General features: G+C 42.3%; 15 protein-coding genes. 7 read left to right on the top strand and 8 right to left on the bottom strand.

The window, feature by feature from the left end; genetic code table 11:
• Positions 1–94: 94 nt before the first annotated feature.
• The 4 genes from ACQKFG_RS16370 to ACQKFG_RS16355 all read left to right on the top strand — a co-directional run bounded on the left by ACQKFG_RS16370 (position 95) and on the right by ACQKFG_RS16355 (position 3,994).
• Positions 95–550: a hypothetical protein gene (locus ACQKFG_RS16370; protein WP_427560672.1), complete on the top strand. Its 456-nt coding sequence runs from the start codon at positions 95–97 to the stop codon at positions 548–550.
• Positions 551–815: 265 nt separating this feature from the next.
• Positions 816–2,000, top strand: a complete 1,185-nt coding sequence (locus ACQKFG_RS16365) for a NupC/NupG family nucleoside CNT transporter (RefSeq protein ID WP_427560669.1) — start codon at positions 816–818, stop codon at positions 1,998–2,000.
• Positions 2,001–2,157: 157 nt separating this feature from the next.
• On the top strand, positions 2,158–3,117 hold the full coding sequence (msrB, locus tag ACQKFG_RS16360) for a peptide-methionine (R)-S-oxide reductase MsrB (RefSeq protein ID WP_192207327.1): 960 nt from the start codon (positions 2,158–2,160) through the stop codon (positions 3,115–3,117).
• Positions 3,118–3,139: 22 nt separating this feature from the next.
• On the top strand, positions 3,140–3,994 hold the full coding sequence (locus ACQKFG_RS16355) for an STAS domain-containing protein (RefSeq protein WP_427560664.1): 855 nt from the start codon (positions 3,140–3,142) through the stop codon (positions 3,992–3,994).
• Positions 3,995–4,056: 62 nt separating this feature from the next.
• On the opposite strand, the gene ACQKFG_RS16350 is transcribed toward ACQKFG_RS16355, so the two are convergent.
• The 4 genes from ACQKFG_RS16350 to ACQKFG_RS16335 form a co-directional block, all read right to left on the bottom strand.
• Complete coding sequence (locus ACQKFG_RS16350; protein ID WP_427560661.1) at positions 4,057–5,709, bottom strand: glutamine--tRNA ligase/YqeY domain fusion protein; 1,653 nt, start codon at positions 5,707–5,709, stop codon at positions 4,057–4,059.
• A 307-nt stretch (positions 5,710–6,016) separates the two neighbouring features.
• Positions 6,017–6,754: an amino acid ABC transporter ATP-binding protein gene (locus ACQKFG_RS16345; RefSeq protein ID WP_286182402.1), complete on the bottom strand. Its 738-nt coding sequence runs from the start codon at positions 6,752–6,754 to the stop codon at positions 6,017–6,019.
• Positions 6,755–6,765: 11 nt separating this feature from the next.
• Positions 6,766–7,431, bottom strand: a complete 666-nt coding sequence (locus ACQKFG_RS16340; protein ID WP_076368450.1) for an amino acid ABC transporter permease — start codon at positions 7,429–7,431, stop codon at positions 6,766–6,768.
• A 26-nt stretch (positions 7,432–7,457) separates the two neighbouring features.
• Complete coding sequence (locus tag ACQKFG_RS16335) at positions 7,458–8,237, bottom strand: transporter substrate-binding domain-containing protein (RefSeq protein WP_098370270.1); 780 nt, start codon at positions 8,235–8,237, stop codon at positions 7,458–7,460.
• Positions 8,238–8,675: 438 nt separating this feature from the next.
• Between ACQKFG_RS16335 and purU the strand changes: the two genes are divergently transcribed.
• Positions 8,676–9,578, top strand: a complete 903-nt coding sequence (gene purU / locus ACQKFG_RS16330; protein ID WP_192207324.1) for a formyltetrahydrofolate deformylase — start codon at positions 8,676–8,678, stop codon at positions 9,576–9,578.
• 54 nt (positions 9,579–9,632) lie between these two features.
• Here purU and ACQKFG_RS16325 read toward each other — a convergent pair whose 3' ends face one another.
• The 3 genes from ACQKFG_RS16325 to ACQKFG_RS16315 all read right to left on the bottom strand — a co-directional run bounded on the left by ACQKFG_RS16325 (position 9,633) and on the right by ACQKFG_RS16315 (position 12,255).
• Entirely contained in the window at positions 9,633–10,289 is a 657-nt protein-coding gene (locus ACQKFG_RS16325) for an SIMPL domain-containing protein (protein WP_192207323.1), read from the bottom strand.
• Positions 10,290–10,430: 141 nt separating this feature from the next.
• Positions 10,431–10,625 (bottom strand): YwbE family protein, encoded by a 195-nt coding sequence (locus ACQKFG_RS16320; protein WP_076368446.1) that lies wholly within the window; start codon positions 10,623–10,625, stop codon positions 10,431–10,433.
• 109 nt (positions 10,626–10,734) lie between these two features.
• Positions 10,735–12,255, bottom strand: a complete 1,521-nt coding sequence (locus ACQKFG_RS16315; protein ID WP_427560653.1) for an FAD-dependent oxidoreductase — start codon at positions 12,253–12,255, stop codon at positions 10,735–10,737.
• Between the two features lie 1,198 nt (positions 12,256–13,453).
• On the opposite strand from ACQKFG_RS16315, the gene ACQKFG_RS16310 reads away from it, so the two are divergent.
• Both ACQKFG_RS16310 and ACQKFG_RS16305 read left to right on the top strand, forming a co-directional pair.
• The gene (locus ACQKFG_RS16310) at positions 13,454–14,650 is read left to right on the top strand and encodes a ParM/StbA family protein (protein ID WP_057278235.1); all 1,197 of its coding nucleotides are present in this window, start codon (positions 13,454–13,456) and stop codon (positions 14,648–14,650) included.
• A gap of 8 nt (positions 14,651–14,658) precedes the next feature.
• Positions 14,659–15,201: a hypothetical protein gene (locus ACQKFG_RS16305; RefSeq protein WP_427560650.1), complete on the top strand. Its 543-nt coding sequence runs from the start codon at positions 14,659–14,661 to the stop codon at positions 15,199–15,201.
• Between the two features lie 95 nt (positions 15,202–15,296).
• On the opposite strand, the gene ACQKFG_RS16300 is transcribed toward ACQKFG_RS16305, so the two are convergent.
• A complete protein-coding gene (locus tag ACQKFG_RS16300) occupies positions 15,297–16,589 on the bottom strand; it encodes an NCS2 family permease (protein ID WP_427560647.1) in 1,293 nt (430 codons plus the stop codon).
• Positions 16,590–16,679: the final 90 nt, after the last annotated feature.

Here is a 16,679-nt window from a genome sequence, read left to right as displayed (position 1 = left end):
GACCCTTACTTTTTTCCTTGTTGCTTAAGGAAAAATTAAGGGTCTTTTTAGATAATCATCTTATAAATACATTTATTTTCGGAGGCGAAAACCATTGATGAAAAGACTTGGTAAGTTACACTTTTTGGTTGGAATATTGGCATCGGTCCTTTTAATGGCCCAAGCAGTCATCGGGATCATGATGTATGTGGATGGCAGCGGCAATGAACCCGTGAATCGACAGGCTATGATGGGTCAGCCTGCCGACCGCACCACAGAATCGGATGATAAAGAAGAATCGGCTAATAGCAGTACGGAAACCAACGATTCAACTTCAACTACGGGAACGGCATCAAATGATATGCAGGGCACTCCACAAGGCGGTCCTAAGGGTTCCGGGACTCCAGGAGAGATGCAAAACGGTGGCGGTTTCCAAGGCAGAGACTCTTTTGCAGGGAAATTGATCGGCTTTTATCAAGGGGCAGGTGGCTTGGCCGCATCCACCATCATCTTTATCGTTGGAGGCGCTGGATTAGCGATGTCGGTGATATCCAGAAAAACAGCAGCCTAAAAAGTCAATGATACTTGAAGAAAGAGAAGGCTCCTTTCGAAGGGGAGCCTTCTTTTTTAATTCATGAACCCATTATTGTCACTAATTGTTATTTCAAAAAAGGGAAATAATAATTGCACTTAAAAAAATATTAGTTTAATATAGACTTCTAGAGAGGTACGTACATGTATTTTGGATAAAAGAGAAAACGTTTGCATAATTTTTTTGAGGGTAACCTACTAGTAATGCACGATCATAAAATTCACCCTTAGTGGAGGCAGAATATATGAAATTTCTGATTGCAATTTTAGGGCTGCTTATTGTTTTTGGACTAGCTTTATTAGCCAGCAGTGACCGGAAGAAAGTTAAAATTAAACCGATCATCCTCATGGTGATCATTCAGCTTATTTTAACTTATTTATTATTGAATACGAAGTTTGGTTTAGTGATCATCAATTCGATTGCCGATGGTTTCGGAAAACTTTTAGAATGGGCAAATGAAGGGATCACATTTGTATTTGGCGGGATTGTAAATGAAGGAGCATCGCCATTCTTTTTAAATGTCCTTCTTCCAATCGTCTTCATCTCGGCATTAATCGGGATTTTACAGCACTTCAAGATCCTTCCGTTCATCATGAAGTGGATTGGATTCGTTCTAAGTAAGGTTAATGGGATGGGTAAATTGGAATCTTACAATGCGGTTGCATCAGCAATAGTGGGCCAATCCGAGGTTTTCATAACCTTGAAAAAGCAACTCGGAGCCATTCCGCCATCTCGCATGTATACGCTTTGTGCATCAGCCATGTCAACTGTATCGATGTCGATCGTCGGTGCATATATGACGATGATTGAACCAAAGTACGTTGTGACGGCAATTGTTATTAACATGTTCGGTGGATTTATCATTGCATCCATTATCAATCCTTATACCGTAACGGATGAAGAGGATATTCTCCCTATTGAAGAAGGGGCAGAGAAGCAGTCTTTCTTCGAAATGCTTGGGGAATATATCATGGATGGATTTAAGGTTGCTATCACTGTGGCAGCGATGTTAATTGGTTTCGTTGCATTAATCGCAGGAATCAACAGCGTGTTCGACATGATCTTCGGAATCAGCTTCCAAGACATCATGGGGTATATCTTTGCACCGTTTGCCTTTATCATGGGTGTACCGATATCAGAAACCGTGACTGCTGGCGGAATCATGGCGACGAAGCTGGTAACCAATGAATTCGTTGCCATGCTGAGCCTAGGGGAAGCATCAGCAGCCTTGAGCGATAGGACGATAGGGATCGTTTCGGTTTTCTTGGTTTCATTCGCTAATTTCTCATCTATTGGAATCATTGCCGGTGCAGTCAAAGGACTTCATGAAAAACAGGGTAATGTTGTAGCCCGTTTCGGCTTGAAGCTGTTATACGGTGCGACTCTTGTCAGCATCCTATCAGCGATCATTGTAAGCGTGATACTTTAATTAACGGATCTAACACAAAAGGGCACTTGGGTTTACTCCTAAGTGCCTCTTTTTATATTTGTGCAGCAAAAAGAGAAAAATAATTTTTGAATTTGAAGGCGTTTGGCTTGCTGGTATATAATACATAAAATGACAAGCGTGAAAGGGGAGTTTTAGGATGACGATGGCTGGAAAAGAAACGGCTGTCTTTGCAGGAGGCTGTTTTTGGTGCATGGTTGCTCCCTTTGATGAAATGGATGGCATTATTTCAGTGACATCAGGTTATACAGGCGGAGAATTTGCCGCGCCCAGTTATAAACAAGTGATTACCGGTGCGACTGATCATGTTGAAGCGGTTCAAGTGGTATTCGATCCATCAATCATTTCATATAAAACGTTATTAGAGATATTCTGGCGCCAAGTCGACCCTACGGATGACGAAGGACAATTCGCGGATAGGGGAAAGCAATACAGGGCAGCCATTTTCTATCTCAATGAACGTCAGAAACAGGAGGCAAAACAATCGAAGGAAGATTTAATGATGAGCGGGCGGTTTAAGAAACCTATCGTTACGGGTATTCTACCCTCGGGGAAATTTTACGTGGCTGAGGAATATCATCAAGAATTCTATCGAAAAAATCAGTTTCGCTATGCATTGTATCGTAAAGGGTCAGGCCGTGATGCTTTCATTAAAGAAAATTGGCCTAAGGATAATGCACATCTTAGAAAGACCTTAACGGAGAGTCAGTTTCATGTCACCCAGGAAAATGGCACGGAGCCGCCTTTCGATAATGCTTATTGGGATCACTTTGAAGAGGGCATCTATGTGGATGTCGTTTCTGGGGAGCCTCTATTCAGTTCACGGGATAAGTATGATAGCGGCTGTGGGTGGCCAAGCTTCACCAAGCCCGTCATGTCCGCAAGTGTCAATGAAAAAATGGATCTCAGCCACCGTATGACCCGGACCGAGGTACGCAGCAGGGACGCCGATTCACACCTTGGACATGTTTTTCCTGATGGCCCAAGTCCCAAAGGCAAGAGATATTGCATAAACTCTGCGGCCCTTCGATTCATTCCTAAAAGTGAAATGGAGAGAGAGGGATATGGAGACTTTTTATTACTTTTTAAAATGAAATAACTAGTGAGATAGGGGAACACAAATGGATAAAATAGATGAAAATTTATATCGATATATCCTTGATAATTCATCCAAGATTACGGAAAACTGGCTGGCTTTAAGGGAAAAGCAGTCCGGATCCATCTATTCAATGGACTCCAATGGGGAAATAGAAAAGCTTCTTAGAGAACAGAATACATTGACCATCAAGACAGTGACAAGTGCTTTACTTGAAGATAAAAATGCTTTTATTGCAACGATGGAGCAGTGGGCCACACTTGTCGCGAAGAGCAGGGTTGAATCGTACACCCCCATTTACGAAGTGTTGGAAGCGCTTAATAAGGTTCGTGAAACATATTGGGCCTTTATCACTGATTATATGTTAAAGGATACGGGGATAACGAAGGATACAATCATCCGTTGGGGCCGGCTCATTAATGGTGCCTTCGACCAATTGAGCCGTGAGTTCACAGAGCAGTATTACCTTTTGACAAAAGAACGTTTACTAGCTCAACAGGAGCTGATTAATGAACTGGGCGCACCTGTGATTCCCATTGTTGATGCCATTGCGGTATTGCCGTTAATCGGTGATATCGATACCTATCGGGCAAAGGAAATTTTGAATGCGACTCCAAGCAAATGCATTAGCAAAAATGTCACTCACTTATTCATCGATTTATCGGGAGTCTCCCTATTGGATACGATGGTTGCCCAACAGATCTATCAATTGATAAGTACCCTGAACCTGTTGGGCATTCAATCGACCATTTCCGGGATTCGTCCCGAAGTGGCCCAGACATCGATTCAGTTAGGTCTTGATTTTAGTCAGGTTTCGACACATAGTACTCTTAAGCAGGCCCTGTCCAAGCAAGGGATCAAACTTTACGAGAAAAAATGACATAAGGTGCAGAAAATGAAAAAGAACCAGATTCGCTAGGAATCTGGTTCTTTTCTGTGATTCTATAACTTGAATGAACTTTTCAACCCAACGATTTGGTTGAAGACCAAGTGATCGGCCGCAGTGAGTTTTGAATCAACATTATAATAGCCATGCCTGAAGAATTGGAATTTATTCTGAGGCTTAACATCTTTCATGTTAGGCTCGACAAATCCTTGTAAAATTTCTATAGAATCAGGGTTTACCCGGTCCAGGAATGATTTTTCTTCCTCTTCATCATTTTCCTTATCCAAGATTAAAGGCTGGTAGTTGCGGAATTCTGCTGAAACGGCTTGTGAAGCTTCGACCCAGTGCAATGTACCTTTTACTTTACGCCCAGTGAAGCCCGATCCGCTTTTCGTTTCAATGTCGTATGTGCAGCGAAGTTCAATGACGTTACCGGCTTCGTCTTTTATCACTTCTTCACATTTAATGAAATAAGCATGTTTCAAACGGACTTCATTGCCCGGGAAAAGTCGGAAATACTTTTTCGGCGGGTTTTCCATGAAATCGTCCTGTTCGATATATATTTCACGTGAAAACGGGATTTGGCGTGTGCCCATTTCCGGAACTTCCGGATTGACCTCAGCATCCAGCCATTCTACCTCGCCTTCCGGATAGTTGGTGATGACCACTTTAAGCGGATTTAGGATAGCCATAGTCCGTGGAGCCTTCAGCTTTAAGTCTTCCCGCACGAAATGATCAAGCATTTGAGAGTCTACGACACCGCTTGTTTTGGCGACGCCAATCTCTTGGCAGAATGCACGAATTGCTTCGGGTGTATACCCGCGTCTCCGCAAGCCTGAAACGGTAGGCATCCGTGGGTCGTCCCAGCCGTCCACGAAGCCCTCATCGACAAGCTGCTTCAGTTTTCGCTTGCTCATTACTGTATTGGTCAGGTTAAGACGGCCAAATTCATATTGTTTTGGCTTGCTTTCCATTTCACAATTTTCAACGATCCAGTCATAAAGAGGGCGTTGATCCTCGAACTCTAGCGTACAAATGGAGTGTGTGACTCCCTCGATGGCATCTTCAATTGGGTGGGCAAAGGCATACATTGGGTAGATGCACCATTTGTTGCCGGTATTATGGTGTTCAGTATGGGAGATACGGTATATGACGGGATCACGCAAATTGATGTTAGGCGAGCTCATATCGATCTTGGCACGCAATACTTTTGCCCCGTTTTCGAATTCACCGTTGCGCATCTTTTCAAATAGTTCAAGATTTTCCTCGACAGTTCTATTGCGATAGGGGCTATCTTTTCCCGCCTCAGTCAGCGTTCCGCGATATTCACGGATTTGGTCGGCATTAAGGTCGTCCACATATGCGAGACCTTTATTGATGAGCAGCACAGCTCTTTTATACATTTCATCAAAATAGTCGGAAGCGAAGAAAAGGTTATCCCAGTCGTAACCGAGCCATTTTACATCTTCCTTAATGGAGTTGACAAACTCCATATCTTCTTTCAATGGATTCGTATCATCGAAACGAAGGTTAGTTTTCCCATTGAAATCATCAGCCACCCCAAAATTCAAAATGATTGATTTGGCGTGCCCGATATGTAAATATCCGTTCGGCTCAGGAGGGAAGCGGGTGATGACATGATCATGTTTTCCGGACTCTAGATCATCTTTTATAATATTTTTAATAAAATTCGAAGAGTTATTTTCCAACTGAATTCGACCTCTTTCATTTATATACTTCTTTTAATTTTACCTGTATATATACCATAAATACAGATATTTTTCCATGTTCGAGCCGGAATCAGGGTTTATCTGAAACAATTCATCAAGTATTTAGTTTATACAATCAGAGCGAAAATATCCCTGAAACTTGGTTCATGCAACTTAGGGAACGATCCATCCCACGAATATAGAAAACAAATAAGCAATACAGGAAGTCTCGCCTGTATTGCTTATAATGGTGATTTAAGTTCGAGGACGAATTATTCTCGCTAATAGACAGTTTTTAGGGTGGAAATCAAAAGACTGTCGTTTGCAAAAATTCTTTTGTCCGTTCTTCTTTTGGATTGGTGAAGAATTCTTTTGGCGGGCCACTTTCGACAACCTTCCCATTATGCATGAAGACAATCCAATCACCAACTTCACGTGCAAAGCTCATTTCATGTGTAACGACTACCATTGTCATCCCTTCCAAGGCAAGTTCCTTCATCGTGGCAAGAACTTCCCCGACAAGTTCGGGATCCAGAGCCGAGGTAGGCTCATCAAAGAGTAGGATATCAGGCTTCATGGCAAGTGCACGGGCTATGGCGACACGCTGTTTCTGCCCACCTGAGAGTTTGCTTGGATAGACATCCGCTTTATCTGATAAGCCGACTTTAGCAAGCAATTCTTTTGCTTCTTCGATCGCCTGGGCCTTAGGGACTTTTTTGACGTGAGTCGGTGCCTCGATGACATTTTCAAGCACGGTCATATGCGGGAAGAGGTAGAAATGCTGAAAAACCATTCCGACTTTCTCGCGGATTTTATTAATATCAGTACTCGGTTGGATTTCCGTTCCTTCAATGAGGATTTGCCCGCTGTCTTTTTTCTCTAAATAATTCAAACAGCGAAGCAGGGTGCTTTTTCCGGAACCGCTTGGCCCGATCAGACAGACAACATCGCTATCCAGTACCTTCATATCAATATCTTTGAGTACATGCAGGTTTCCATACGATTTATTTAAATTCCTAATGCGAATCATTTCTTTTTGTTCCATTTCAATTCCCCCTATCGATCACTAATGGAAAGTTTCTTTTCGAATAAATTGACGATAATGGTCAGGAATGCCACTAGAATCAAGTAGTAGACCGCTACAATCAGTAAATAAGTCATTTCATCGAAATTATTCGAACCTAACGTAGTCGCCACGTTAAACAGCTCATTCATGGAGATGAAGGCTGCCAGTGATGAATCTTTCAGCCCGATGATGAATTGGTTGCCCAGAGGCGGCAATGCGCGACGGAAGGCTTGAGGTAAGATGATTCTTCTTAATGTAAGCGATTTGCTCATGCCAAGGGAGCGTCCGGCTTCCATTTGGCCTTTATCGATGGATTGGATCGTACCACGTAAAATTTCAGAAATATAAGCTCCATTATGGAAGGCCAAGGCAAGTGACGCCGCCCAGAAGTCCGGCAGTAAGAAGAGATTGCTGATACCGAAATATAGTATGAATATCTGTACGATTAGCGGTGTTCCCCGTACCAGGAATACATATGTATCCGAAATCCAGGCAAGAATTTTTATATTGGAAATTTTTAAAAGTGCAAATAGCAATCCGATGACGATTCCTACCAATATGGAGACTACCGTCAGTTCCAATGTGAGGAGCATGGCTCGGATGAATACGTCCGAGGAGTTAAATAATGTATCAAAAAAATGAGAAAAACTTGGCAATGTAATGACTCCCTTTCTATCAATCTTTATTCAGGCTTGGTTGTGATGTCCTCACCAAAGTATTTTTTGCTGATTTCCGCAAGCGTTCCATCTTCCCGGAGGTTTTCAAGCGCTTCGTTGATACGTGCAAGCAGCTGAGGGTTGTCGTTAGGCAGTACGATGGCTTGCTCGCTTCGTTCGATCAATTGCCTTCCTTCGACGTCGAAACCTTCCTTGGCCGCTTCCTTGCCGGTTACGAAGTCGGTGATGACGGCATCATGGCGTCCTCCGCTCAATGCTTTCAGGGCGGTGATATCACTGTCATAGGTTTTTACATTGGTTGTATACTTTTCTGCTGTGGTTGCGTACGTGGAGCCTTTAGAAGCCGCAACTTCCTTTCCCTTTAAATCTTCGACCGTTTTAATATCACTATCCGAGCGGACGAAAATTTGAGGACCTGAGTAGTAATAAGGGGTCGAAAAGGCAACATGTTTACTTCGTTGTTCATTGATTGTATGACTGGCAACCGCGGCATCTGCCCGACCGGTTTTGACACCTTCCACGATACCTTTGAATTTTATCCGTTTAGGTACTGGCTCCAGGTCCAGTTCCTTTGCTATTGCATCGCCGACCTCAATATCGAATCCGGTTACGGTCATGTCATCATTGACATAACTGAATGGCTTGAATTCGCCTGAGGCAGCGAAAACAAACTGGTCCTTATTGATCAGCTTGCTTCCATCCTCCAGCTGGTCCTTTTCAGCACAGCCGGACAGAAGACCGAGAACAGCCAGAATGGATACAATGAATGTAACTGATGATTTCATGATAATTTCATTTCCCCCTTTGAAAAAAACTAATAGAATGGTCTATACCCTTATGAGGCGGTGAAATAACCTCATTAACTAGGGAATTTAAAACGGAAATAAAAAAGGGTATCCAGATCATGCCGACATTTCATTCAAGAATCCCCTTCACTATGCATTTCATAAAGGTTCTCGGTCTTTGCCTTCATTTCCTTCCAAATTACCGGTAATTTCCTGAAATAATGACAAACATTATATGGTGGAGTAAGAAATTTAGTTAGATTCAGGTCTAGAGATGGATTTGAAAATTCACTCTATCGAAACCAAATCTAATGAATGGGATGGGGTAAAACTGGAGGATTTGTCTGCCAACAAAATTCCGTATTGTATGGACTGACTTTAATTTTGCCCTTGAATTGAAGTATAATATAGCAAAATAGAAGAAGGGCAGTTGGGAAAATGGTTAGCAACTTTGTGCAAGAACAGTTACAGGAGTTTCGCGAAAAGAATCAAGATAGAGGCCGTTTGATTATAAAGTGTCCGGACCGGCCAGGAATTGTTTCGACAGTTACTGCCTTTCTAAAAGAATATGATGCAAATATTGTTGAATTGAGTCAGTATTCGATGAATCCTGAGGGCGGTACCTTTTTCACAAGGATCGAATTCGATTGTCCGGGATTGAAGGATAGGGCAGCGGATATGAAACTGGCATTCCAGGAAGTTTCGACAGCATTCTCGATGCAATGGACATTTAACCATGTGAGTGATCTGAAGCGGACGGCAATCTTCGTTTCCAAGGAACCGCATTGTCTTCTGGAATTGCTATGGGAGTGGCAAAGCGGAGATTTATTAGCTGATATTGCGCTGGTCATCAGTAATCATGAAGATACGAGGCAAATTGTCGAATCGATGGGCATCCCATTTTATTACATTCCTGCAAATAAGGATATACGTAGGGAAGTGGAGACAAAACAGCTTGGACTTCTGGAAGAATTCAAGGTGGACCTTATTATCTTAGCCAGGTATATGCAGATATTGACGCCGGACTTCGTAGCGGCCCATCCAAACAAAATCATCAATATCCATCATTCATTTTTGCCTGCATTCATTGGAGCACGGCCTTATGAAAGAGCTTATGACAGAGGTGTTAAGCTGATTGGTGCGACTTCCCATTATGTGACGAATGATTTGGATGAAGGTCCAATCATCGAGCAGGATATTGAACGTGTGGACCATCGTGATTCTGCTGGGGATATGAAGAAAATCGGTCGTTCAGCTGAACGCAGGGTGCTGGCACGTGCCGTTAAATGGCATTTGGAGGACCGCGTCCTTGTTCATGAAAATAAGACGGTAGTCTTTTAAAGTAACCCCCCATTGTTCACAAGGGGGGGTTTTTAAGATGGAATTTACTGAGTGTTAGTACGTGTACTCCACCCTTACTGAGGCAGTGATGTTCAATTCACCAGGCTGAATCGGGGTAGTCGCCATTTTTGAAAAGGTACTTGTTTGGTAAAGCATCGGTGCTATAGTTTCAGATAGCTCTTCAACCTTATTAGGGACTGGGTTCAATGAGATTCCTAGTGTTCGGGCCATGGAGAGTGCTTTTTCGTATGCATTTTTTAAAGCGAGAGAAAGTGCCTGGTTATAGTATGCATCTGGGTTGGATAAAGAGAAGCGGATGCTGGTGATTGAATTGGCGCCGCTTCTGACAGCTGTGTCGATTATGCTGCCTATTTTCTCGATTTCGGTCGTTTGGGCTTGGATGATGTGCTGGACTTTGTAGTTCTTGAACAATTCCTTTCCATCAATAAAATCATATTGCGGATCGATTCTGTAATCACTCGTTTTCAATTGCTCTTCGGGAATGCCTGCGGATTTAAGTGATGCGATGACATTTGCGATTGCTTGGGAATTGGCTTGCTGGGCCTTTTGGGGATCCTTATCCTCTGTTATGACTCCTAGGGTGATTGTGGCTTGATCCGGAGCGGCAGATAGTGTCCCAGAGCCGGAAACTTTCAATGTATGTTCATCGTTGCGGTAATGAACCCTATCAGGGGCATTGTATTCTTGCATTTTGACACCAGCCTTTTTTTAAAAGAGATAATCTCACCCTTATTGTACGAATTATAAACGGGAAAGATGATTGAAATATCCCATTGTCATTAATTCGGTCGAATGATCACAAAAAAACACTCGGCCTGGACCGAGTGCGCATTACTTATGAATGACTTGAACCCTGCCAACCTGGCCATCAGTCAATCTTACTTTAATTCCATGAGGGTGAGTGCTTGAGTTGGTCAAAATATCCTTTACAGTGCCGCTTGTCAGTTTTCCGCTGCGTTGATCTGCTTTAAGTACAATGTCCACAGAGGCACCTGGGGTAATGTCCTTCCGATTCTTACCGTTCATTTCAATTCAATCCTTTTCAAAGTTATTTGCAACCATTCAACCATGCAGTAACTTCAGTATAAGGAAAACAGCGGACCCAGTCGACTATTAGATAAAATCACTGTGACCATCAGCGTATTTTTTTCAAAGGTTCAACAGCAGGGCCATTCAATACTTCACCAGCGATGGAGTAGCGGGAGCCATGACATGGGCAATCCCAAGTACGGTCGCCGCTATTCCAGGCAACTTCACACCCCATGTGCGTACATGTGGAATCGACAATATGAAGCTGGCCATCATGATCACGGTAACATCCGGCCTTGTCTCCATTCACCTTCACGATTGCTCCTTCATCAATACCTATGTCTTCAGGCGTTTTATGAATGATGGCCAATTTGCTTTTGATTAAATGCTTCGCTACATCAGCATTATCTTGGACTATATTCTTCATGCCTTTTAACCGGGCTGGGTCATACAAGTCCGCATAGCGGTTATCCCTTTGCAAAACCCGGTCAGTTAAGATCTTGGCTGCAATCGATCCATTCGTCATTCCCCATTTCGCATAGCCGGTAGCTATCAAAACATTTGGATTATTGGATGTCACTGGTCCGACGAAGGGGATATTATCCGGTGTCACAATATCTTGTGCCGACCAGCGGTAGGGAATGTCCTTCACATCGAAATATTGGGAACTGAAGTCCTTCAGTGCTTCATAATGCTCGATCATCGAGACTCCCTGTCCTGTTTTATGACCATCGCCGCCGACTAGTATAAGTTTTTCCCCATTGTCCAATTCCGTATAGCGAAGGGAGCGGGTAGGGCTGTCTGCACTGTAATACATCCCACCGGGATATTCCTGTTCAGTCCTGATTCCAAGCACATAGGACCTATCTACATGGACACGGGCAAAGTATAAGCCCTTTTCATCATTAAAAGGGAAGTGGGAGGCAACGATTACCTGATTGCTTTTGATTGTATGTCCATTATCCGTCTGAACGGTTGGTGGATCGCCGTCTTCAATCTTCATTGCCGTTGTCCGTTCATAAATTTCTCCTCCACTTTCGAGAATGGTCGAAATGAGGGCCGTTAAATATTTTAACGGGTGAAATTGTGCTTGATCTTTCATGATCACCGCAGCTTTAGAAGGGATGGAGAAAGGGATACTCTCTGCATAATCCCCACGAATGCCTAGCTTTTGATAGGCTTTCAGTTCATTTTGAATTTTAATTTTATATTCATCTGTATTTGCGTAGACATAGGCATCCTGTGCAGTCAAATTACATTCAATAGAATGTTCTTCTACCAAGTCTTTAATAAGCTTCATTCCATCTGCATTGGCTTCATAATAAAGTTTGGCCTTCTCTTCTCCATGATCAGTTATCAATTGGTCATAAATCAAGCCATGCTGGGCCGTGATTTTTGCTGTAGTGTGTCCTGTCGTTCCAGTTAGGATTTCGCCTGCATCAATCAGTGTGACTTTAACACCTTGTTTGGCTAGTAGATAAGCAGAAGTGATTCCAGTTATTCCGCCGCCTACTATTAAAACATCAGTGTTTATATCTGTTTCTAGTTTAGAAAAAGATGGGAAAGTTAATGCACTGCGCCAATAGGGTTCCGGAAACCGGGGAAGGTCTGTATTTTTTTCAGTCATTTAAATACCTCCATACAGTTCATTAGTAAATTGTCCATTTATTACCATGCCCAATTTCCCCATTTATACGCTTATTTTTGTAAGAAGAAAGAGTGAAAAAAATACATTATTTGGTTTGTTTACAGAAACGTATACATGTAAACAAAAATAGATGCAATGTACACAAATAAGTATACATGTTTACAAATGTGTACACATGTCTATATATCAGCTAATGCGCATTTGCTCCTATTGTGAATTATTCGAATGTTATAGCTGCTATTAATGAAGCAATGACTATCGTGGAAACTTTTTCAGCTTCCAGAATCATGAAGAGGAGGGCCGTTAAATATTTTAAAGGGGTGAAACTGTGCCTTGGTTAATGGAAGATTTACAAGGAATGGAGAAAGGGATTTCTTCTGTATAATCCCCGCGAATGGCTAGTGTCGATAGGCTTTTAGTTCTTTTGGGATTTTACTTTTATAGTTATCAGAATTTGCGTGAATATAGGTATCCATTTCAGTCAAATTACATCAATGGAATATTCTTCAACCAAGTCTTTGGTAAGTCCATTCCTTCTGCATTCGCTACATAATATATATTGGCTTTCCCTTCACCATGTTTTAGAGAACATGCAAATCGTAAATCAGGCCATGCTGTGGGTGTCCCGTTGATTCGTTAAGGATATCGCCAGCCTCTATCAATGTAACTTTGATTCCTTGTTTAGCTGAGTAATCCCTGTAATTCCGCCGCCTGCAATTAAGGCGGCAGTGGTTATATTTGTATCTATTTTAACGAAGGGGAATTTAATGCTTTGCGACAATAGTGTTCTCGAATTTGGGAAGTTTCTGTATTTTTCTCAGCTTTGAATACCTCTATACAGTTCATTAGTGAATCGCCCGTTTAGTAACGTACCCAAATCCGCTAATTATTGTAAGGAGAAAGAGTGAGAAAATACATTATTTGGTTTGTTTACAAGAGCGTGTACATGTAAACAAAAATAGTTGTAATGTACACAAAAAAGTATTCATGTTTACAAACACGTACACGTGGCTATATATAAGGTGTATACATACTTGTTCCTATTGTAAACAATTTGAAAACAATTCGACAAATATAGCTACAACTTATGAAGGATTGACTATCGTGGCAACTTTTTCTATCCTTAAAGGGAATGCTTCACTTAAAATTTTTTTCTATAAAAAGGGGATGTTTTTAGATGAGTTCTAGAATCGCAGCAGTAGACGTAGGAAATGATGCTATCAAGGCTATTTTTGGAAAGCTAGAGTCTGAACTTTATATACCGAACGTCATTGCAAAAGACATAGAAGACCGTCCGGTCATCGGGATTGAGGAACTTGATGAAAAAAACCCATTGGAAGGTATTCATATTAGGGTCCATTCACCGGCTCTGCAAGACAATAATGCGATTTATCGCGTTGGGAACTTGGCGACAAAAAGTGATAATCCTACCGAATTGGATTTAGGAAGCAGTAAATCGGAAGAAGATCAAACATTAGTCATGCTTTTTGCGGCTCTTGCATTGGACGCTGCAAAGTTGGGGGACAATGATACATTCAAAAAAGTGAATAACGTAGTGGAAGCCAACTATACGCTTGGAACAGGGTTGCCACTTCGGGAGGTCAAAGAAGGGAAAGACGTAGGGTACCGCTCGAAATTACTTGGCTCAGTCCACCAGGTGGAATTTTTAATTACCCCTAAATACCAAGGCATGAAGGTTAATATAAAATTTGATGAAGTGAAAGTCTATCCAGAGGGCTTTGCTGCATACATAAATTTGGTCATGGATAAAGATTTGAATATCATTAACCGTGAATTAATAGATAGAAGAATACTCATCCAGGATATCGGTGGATTATCGACGGATATCGCTGTCATTAAAAATCGTAAAGTTGACGATGACAAGGCACAAGGATTTAATTTGGGAGTAGCTGAAGCCCTTGAATCGATCCGTGAAGAAATCAGGAAGAAACATGGTGTCGAGCTGGATAGCAGGCGCGACGTCGTTGAAATCATCACGAAGAAAAATGATCGCAATCATATTATGGTTCGCGGAAGCAGGACAAGCGTCCATGATATCGTCGACCGCATTTTAGGTGAATTGGCCAAAAAGCAATATCGTCACCTGCGCAACGTATGGCAAAAAAATTCCCAAACGGAAATCTGCTATTTTGTAGGCGGGGGATCGATTGTCCTGAAAGATTACTTGAAAACATTGAATCAAAATTTCGATGGCTACAATATAGACTTTTTCGAAGATGAGCGGGAAAGCGTTTGGATGATGGCAAACGCCTATTATAAATTGATTTCGGATTTTAATCGCCGCCGGAATGCAAAGGAACAGAATCAGTCACAGCAAAAGAAGAAAGAACAAAGAACGGGCTCCATTAAATAGGTGAGAGAATGAAAAAAACAGCTTCTTCTGAACTTAAAAGAGGACAAGCCATCACTTTTCGTATCCCTTCGGATGTATCAGATTATACGTTAAGACAGCTGCAGAAATTGAAGGAAACGGAAAGAAGGAATTTTTCCAGTAAAATTGCCGAGTATGTTCTCGATGGAGTCGGGCAATCCTCCCATCAGGATCGGGAAATGATTGTCCTGCCCATGCCGAACAAACTAAGCAAATCTCAGCGTGATTGGCTCAAGCATTCCCACTCAGAAGCTATGCTTGGAACGATTATGTACCACCTTTTATCCGATCCTTTACGCGCTACGGCCCTGCTTGCCTCTTTGAACAATAATGAACTGAACGAGGAACTATATGTGCAGGCCGAGCCAAAAGAAAAGGTAGTGGAGGAGGTCAAGGAAGACTTACCTAAAAAAGATCTGGATGACTTTGATTGGAATTTGAATCAACCGGCACAACAAGAGGAAGAATCTGAACCGGAAGAAGAAAATCTTGACGATCTCCTGGGTGATTTCCTTGATCAAATGAACCAGTGAACATGTAGGAGGATATCTGACGATATGTCGGATATCCTCCTTTTTTTGCAGGAGTTATAAAAAAGAGGAACCACAATGGATCCCTCTTAAAATGATCAAGCCAGGAAAATAAGTTGGTAAAGGAATAAAATGGCAAACATGTACACGAACGGATGCACTTCCCGGAATTTGCCCCTTGCCATTTTTAAAATGGGATAGGAGATGAATCCGAGTGCTATCCCGTTGGCGATGCTTGATGTTAATGGCATGGCTACAATGACCAAAAAGGCTGGGAATGATTCATCAAAGTGTGTCCAGTCAATTTCATTAATGCTTTTAATCATCATGCTTCCGACGATGATCAAGCTAGGTGCCGTGATTGCCGCTACATTTGAGACAGCTCCTATCAGTGGGCTGAAGAAGGCGGTCATTAAGAAAAGGATGGCCACAACCAACGCGGTTAAACCTGTCTTGCCGCCCGCTCCTACACCAGCTGATGATTCAACTGAGGCAGCGGTCGGGCTTGTACCGAACATGGCGCCAACAGTAGTGCCGATGGAATCCGCAAAGAAGGCACTGCCGGATTTTTCAAGCTTATTATCCTTCAGCAATCCAGCTTGCCGGACTATGCCTAATAAAGCACCGGTCGTGTCGAAAAGCATTACAAGCAAAATGGAGAAGACGACGCCATAAAGGCCGTAGTTAATGACATCGGCGATGGATGTGATTGGATTGGCGACTATAATCCCTTCAGGTAATGAAGGGGTGGAAACCAGGCCGTTAATTTCCAATTGGCCTGTAAAGAAAGCGATTATGGCAGTCACGATCATTCCAATGAATATTGCTCCCTGCACATTGCGAACGATCAGCACGATCGTTATGACCAAACCAACCAATGTAAGCGCCACATTAGGATCCCTGAAGCTTCCGAGGGTAACCAGGTTGGATTCATGCTGTGTTACGACCCCTGACAAGCGAAGTCCGATGAAGGTGATGAAAAGACCGATTCCGGCACTGATTGCATGCTTCAAGTTATTTGGGATGGCCTCGATCAATTTTGAGCGGAAAGAGGTCAGGGATAAAAGGATAAAGATGATACCGGTAACAAAGACTGCAGAGAAGGCAACTGTGTATGAAATATCATGGGTTCCCAATACCGAGTATGCAAAATAAGCATTCAATCCCATTGCCGGTGCTATGACAATAGGGTAATTGGCTAAAAGGGCCATGCTTAGGGTACCGATTATTATTGCGATTATGGTTGCCGTGAATGCCTGGTCGAATGGAACGCCGGCATCAGAAAGGATCATTGGGTTTACAACGATGATATAAGCCAGAGTTAAAAAGGTTGTAAGCCCCGCAAGTACTTCCGTCTTAATATTTGAATTCCGTTCTTTTAATTTAAACATGCGGTCACTCCTTTTTTATATACAAAAAATCCTTGCACTAATCTACAAGGATGAGATGCTTACCCTTTAATTTAAAGTAAGTAGCTCGAT

The sequence above is a fragment of the Peribacillus sp. NPDC076916 genome, from assembly GCF_050269675.1.
Taxonomy (GTDB): domain Bacteria; phylum Bacillota; class Bacilli; order Bacillales; family DSM-1321; genus Peribacillus; species Peribacillus aracenensis.
This window is presented reverse-complemented; position numbering and strand designations above follow the sequence as displayed.

Coding starts and splice junctions, on each gene's coding strand:
- ACQKFG_RS16365 (WP_427560669.1), top strand. CDS start 816: ATGAAATTTCTGATTGCAATTTTAGGGCTGCTTATTGTTTTTGGACTA.
- msrB (WP_192207327.1), top strand. CDS start 2,158: ATGACGATGGCTGGAAAAGAAACGGCTGTCTTTGCAGGAGGCTGTTTT.
- ACQKFG_RS16355 (WP_427560664.1), top strand. CDS start 3,140: ATGGATAAAATAGATGAAAATTTATATCGATATATCCTTGATAATTCA.
- ACQKFG_RS16345 (WP_286182402.1), bottom strand. CDS start 6,754: ATGGAACAAAAAGAAATGATTCGCATTAGGAATTTAAATAAATCGTAT.
- ACQKFG_RS16335 (WP_098370270.1), bottom strand. CDS start 8,237: ATGAAATCATCAGTTACATTCATTGTATCCATTCTGGCTGTTCTCGGT.
- purU (WP_192207324.1), top strand. CDS start 8,676: ATGGTTAGCAACTTTGTGCAAGAACAGTTACAGGAGTTTCGCGAAAAG.
- ACQKFG_RS16325 (WP_192207323.1), bottom strand. CDS start 10,289: ATGCAAGAATACAATGCCCCTGATAGGGTTCATTACCGCAACGATGAA.
- ACQKFG_RS16320 (WP_076368446.1), bottom strand. CDS start 10,625: ATGAACGGTAAGAATCGGAAGGACATTACCCCAGGTGCCTCTGTGGAC.
- ACQKFG_RS16315 (WP_427560653.1), bottom strand. CDS start 12,255: ATGACTGAAAAAAATACAGACCTTCCCCGGTTTCCGGAACCCTATTGG.
- ACQKFG_RS16310 (WP_057278235.1), top strand. CDS start 13,454: ATGAGTTCTAGAATCGCAGCAGTAGACGTAGGAAATGATGCTATCAAG.
- ACQKFG_RS16305 (WP_427560650.1), top strand. CDS start 14,659: ATGAAAAAAACAGCTTCTTCTGAACTTAAAAGAGGACAAGCCATCACT.
- ACQKFG_RS16300 (WP_427560647.1), bottom strand. CDS start 16,589: ATGTTTAAATTAAAAGAACGGAATTCAAATATTAAGACGGAAGTACTT.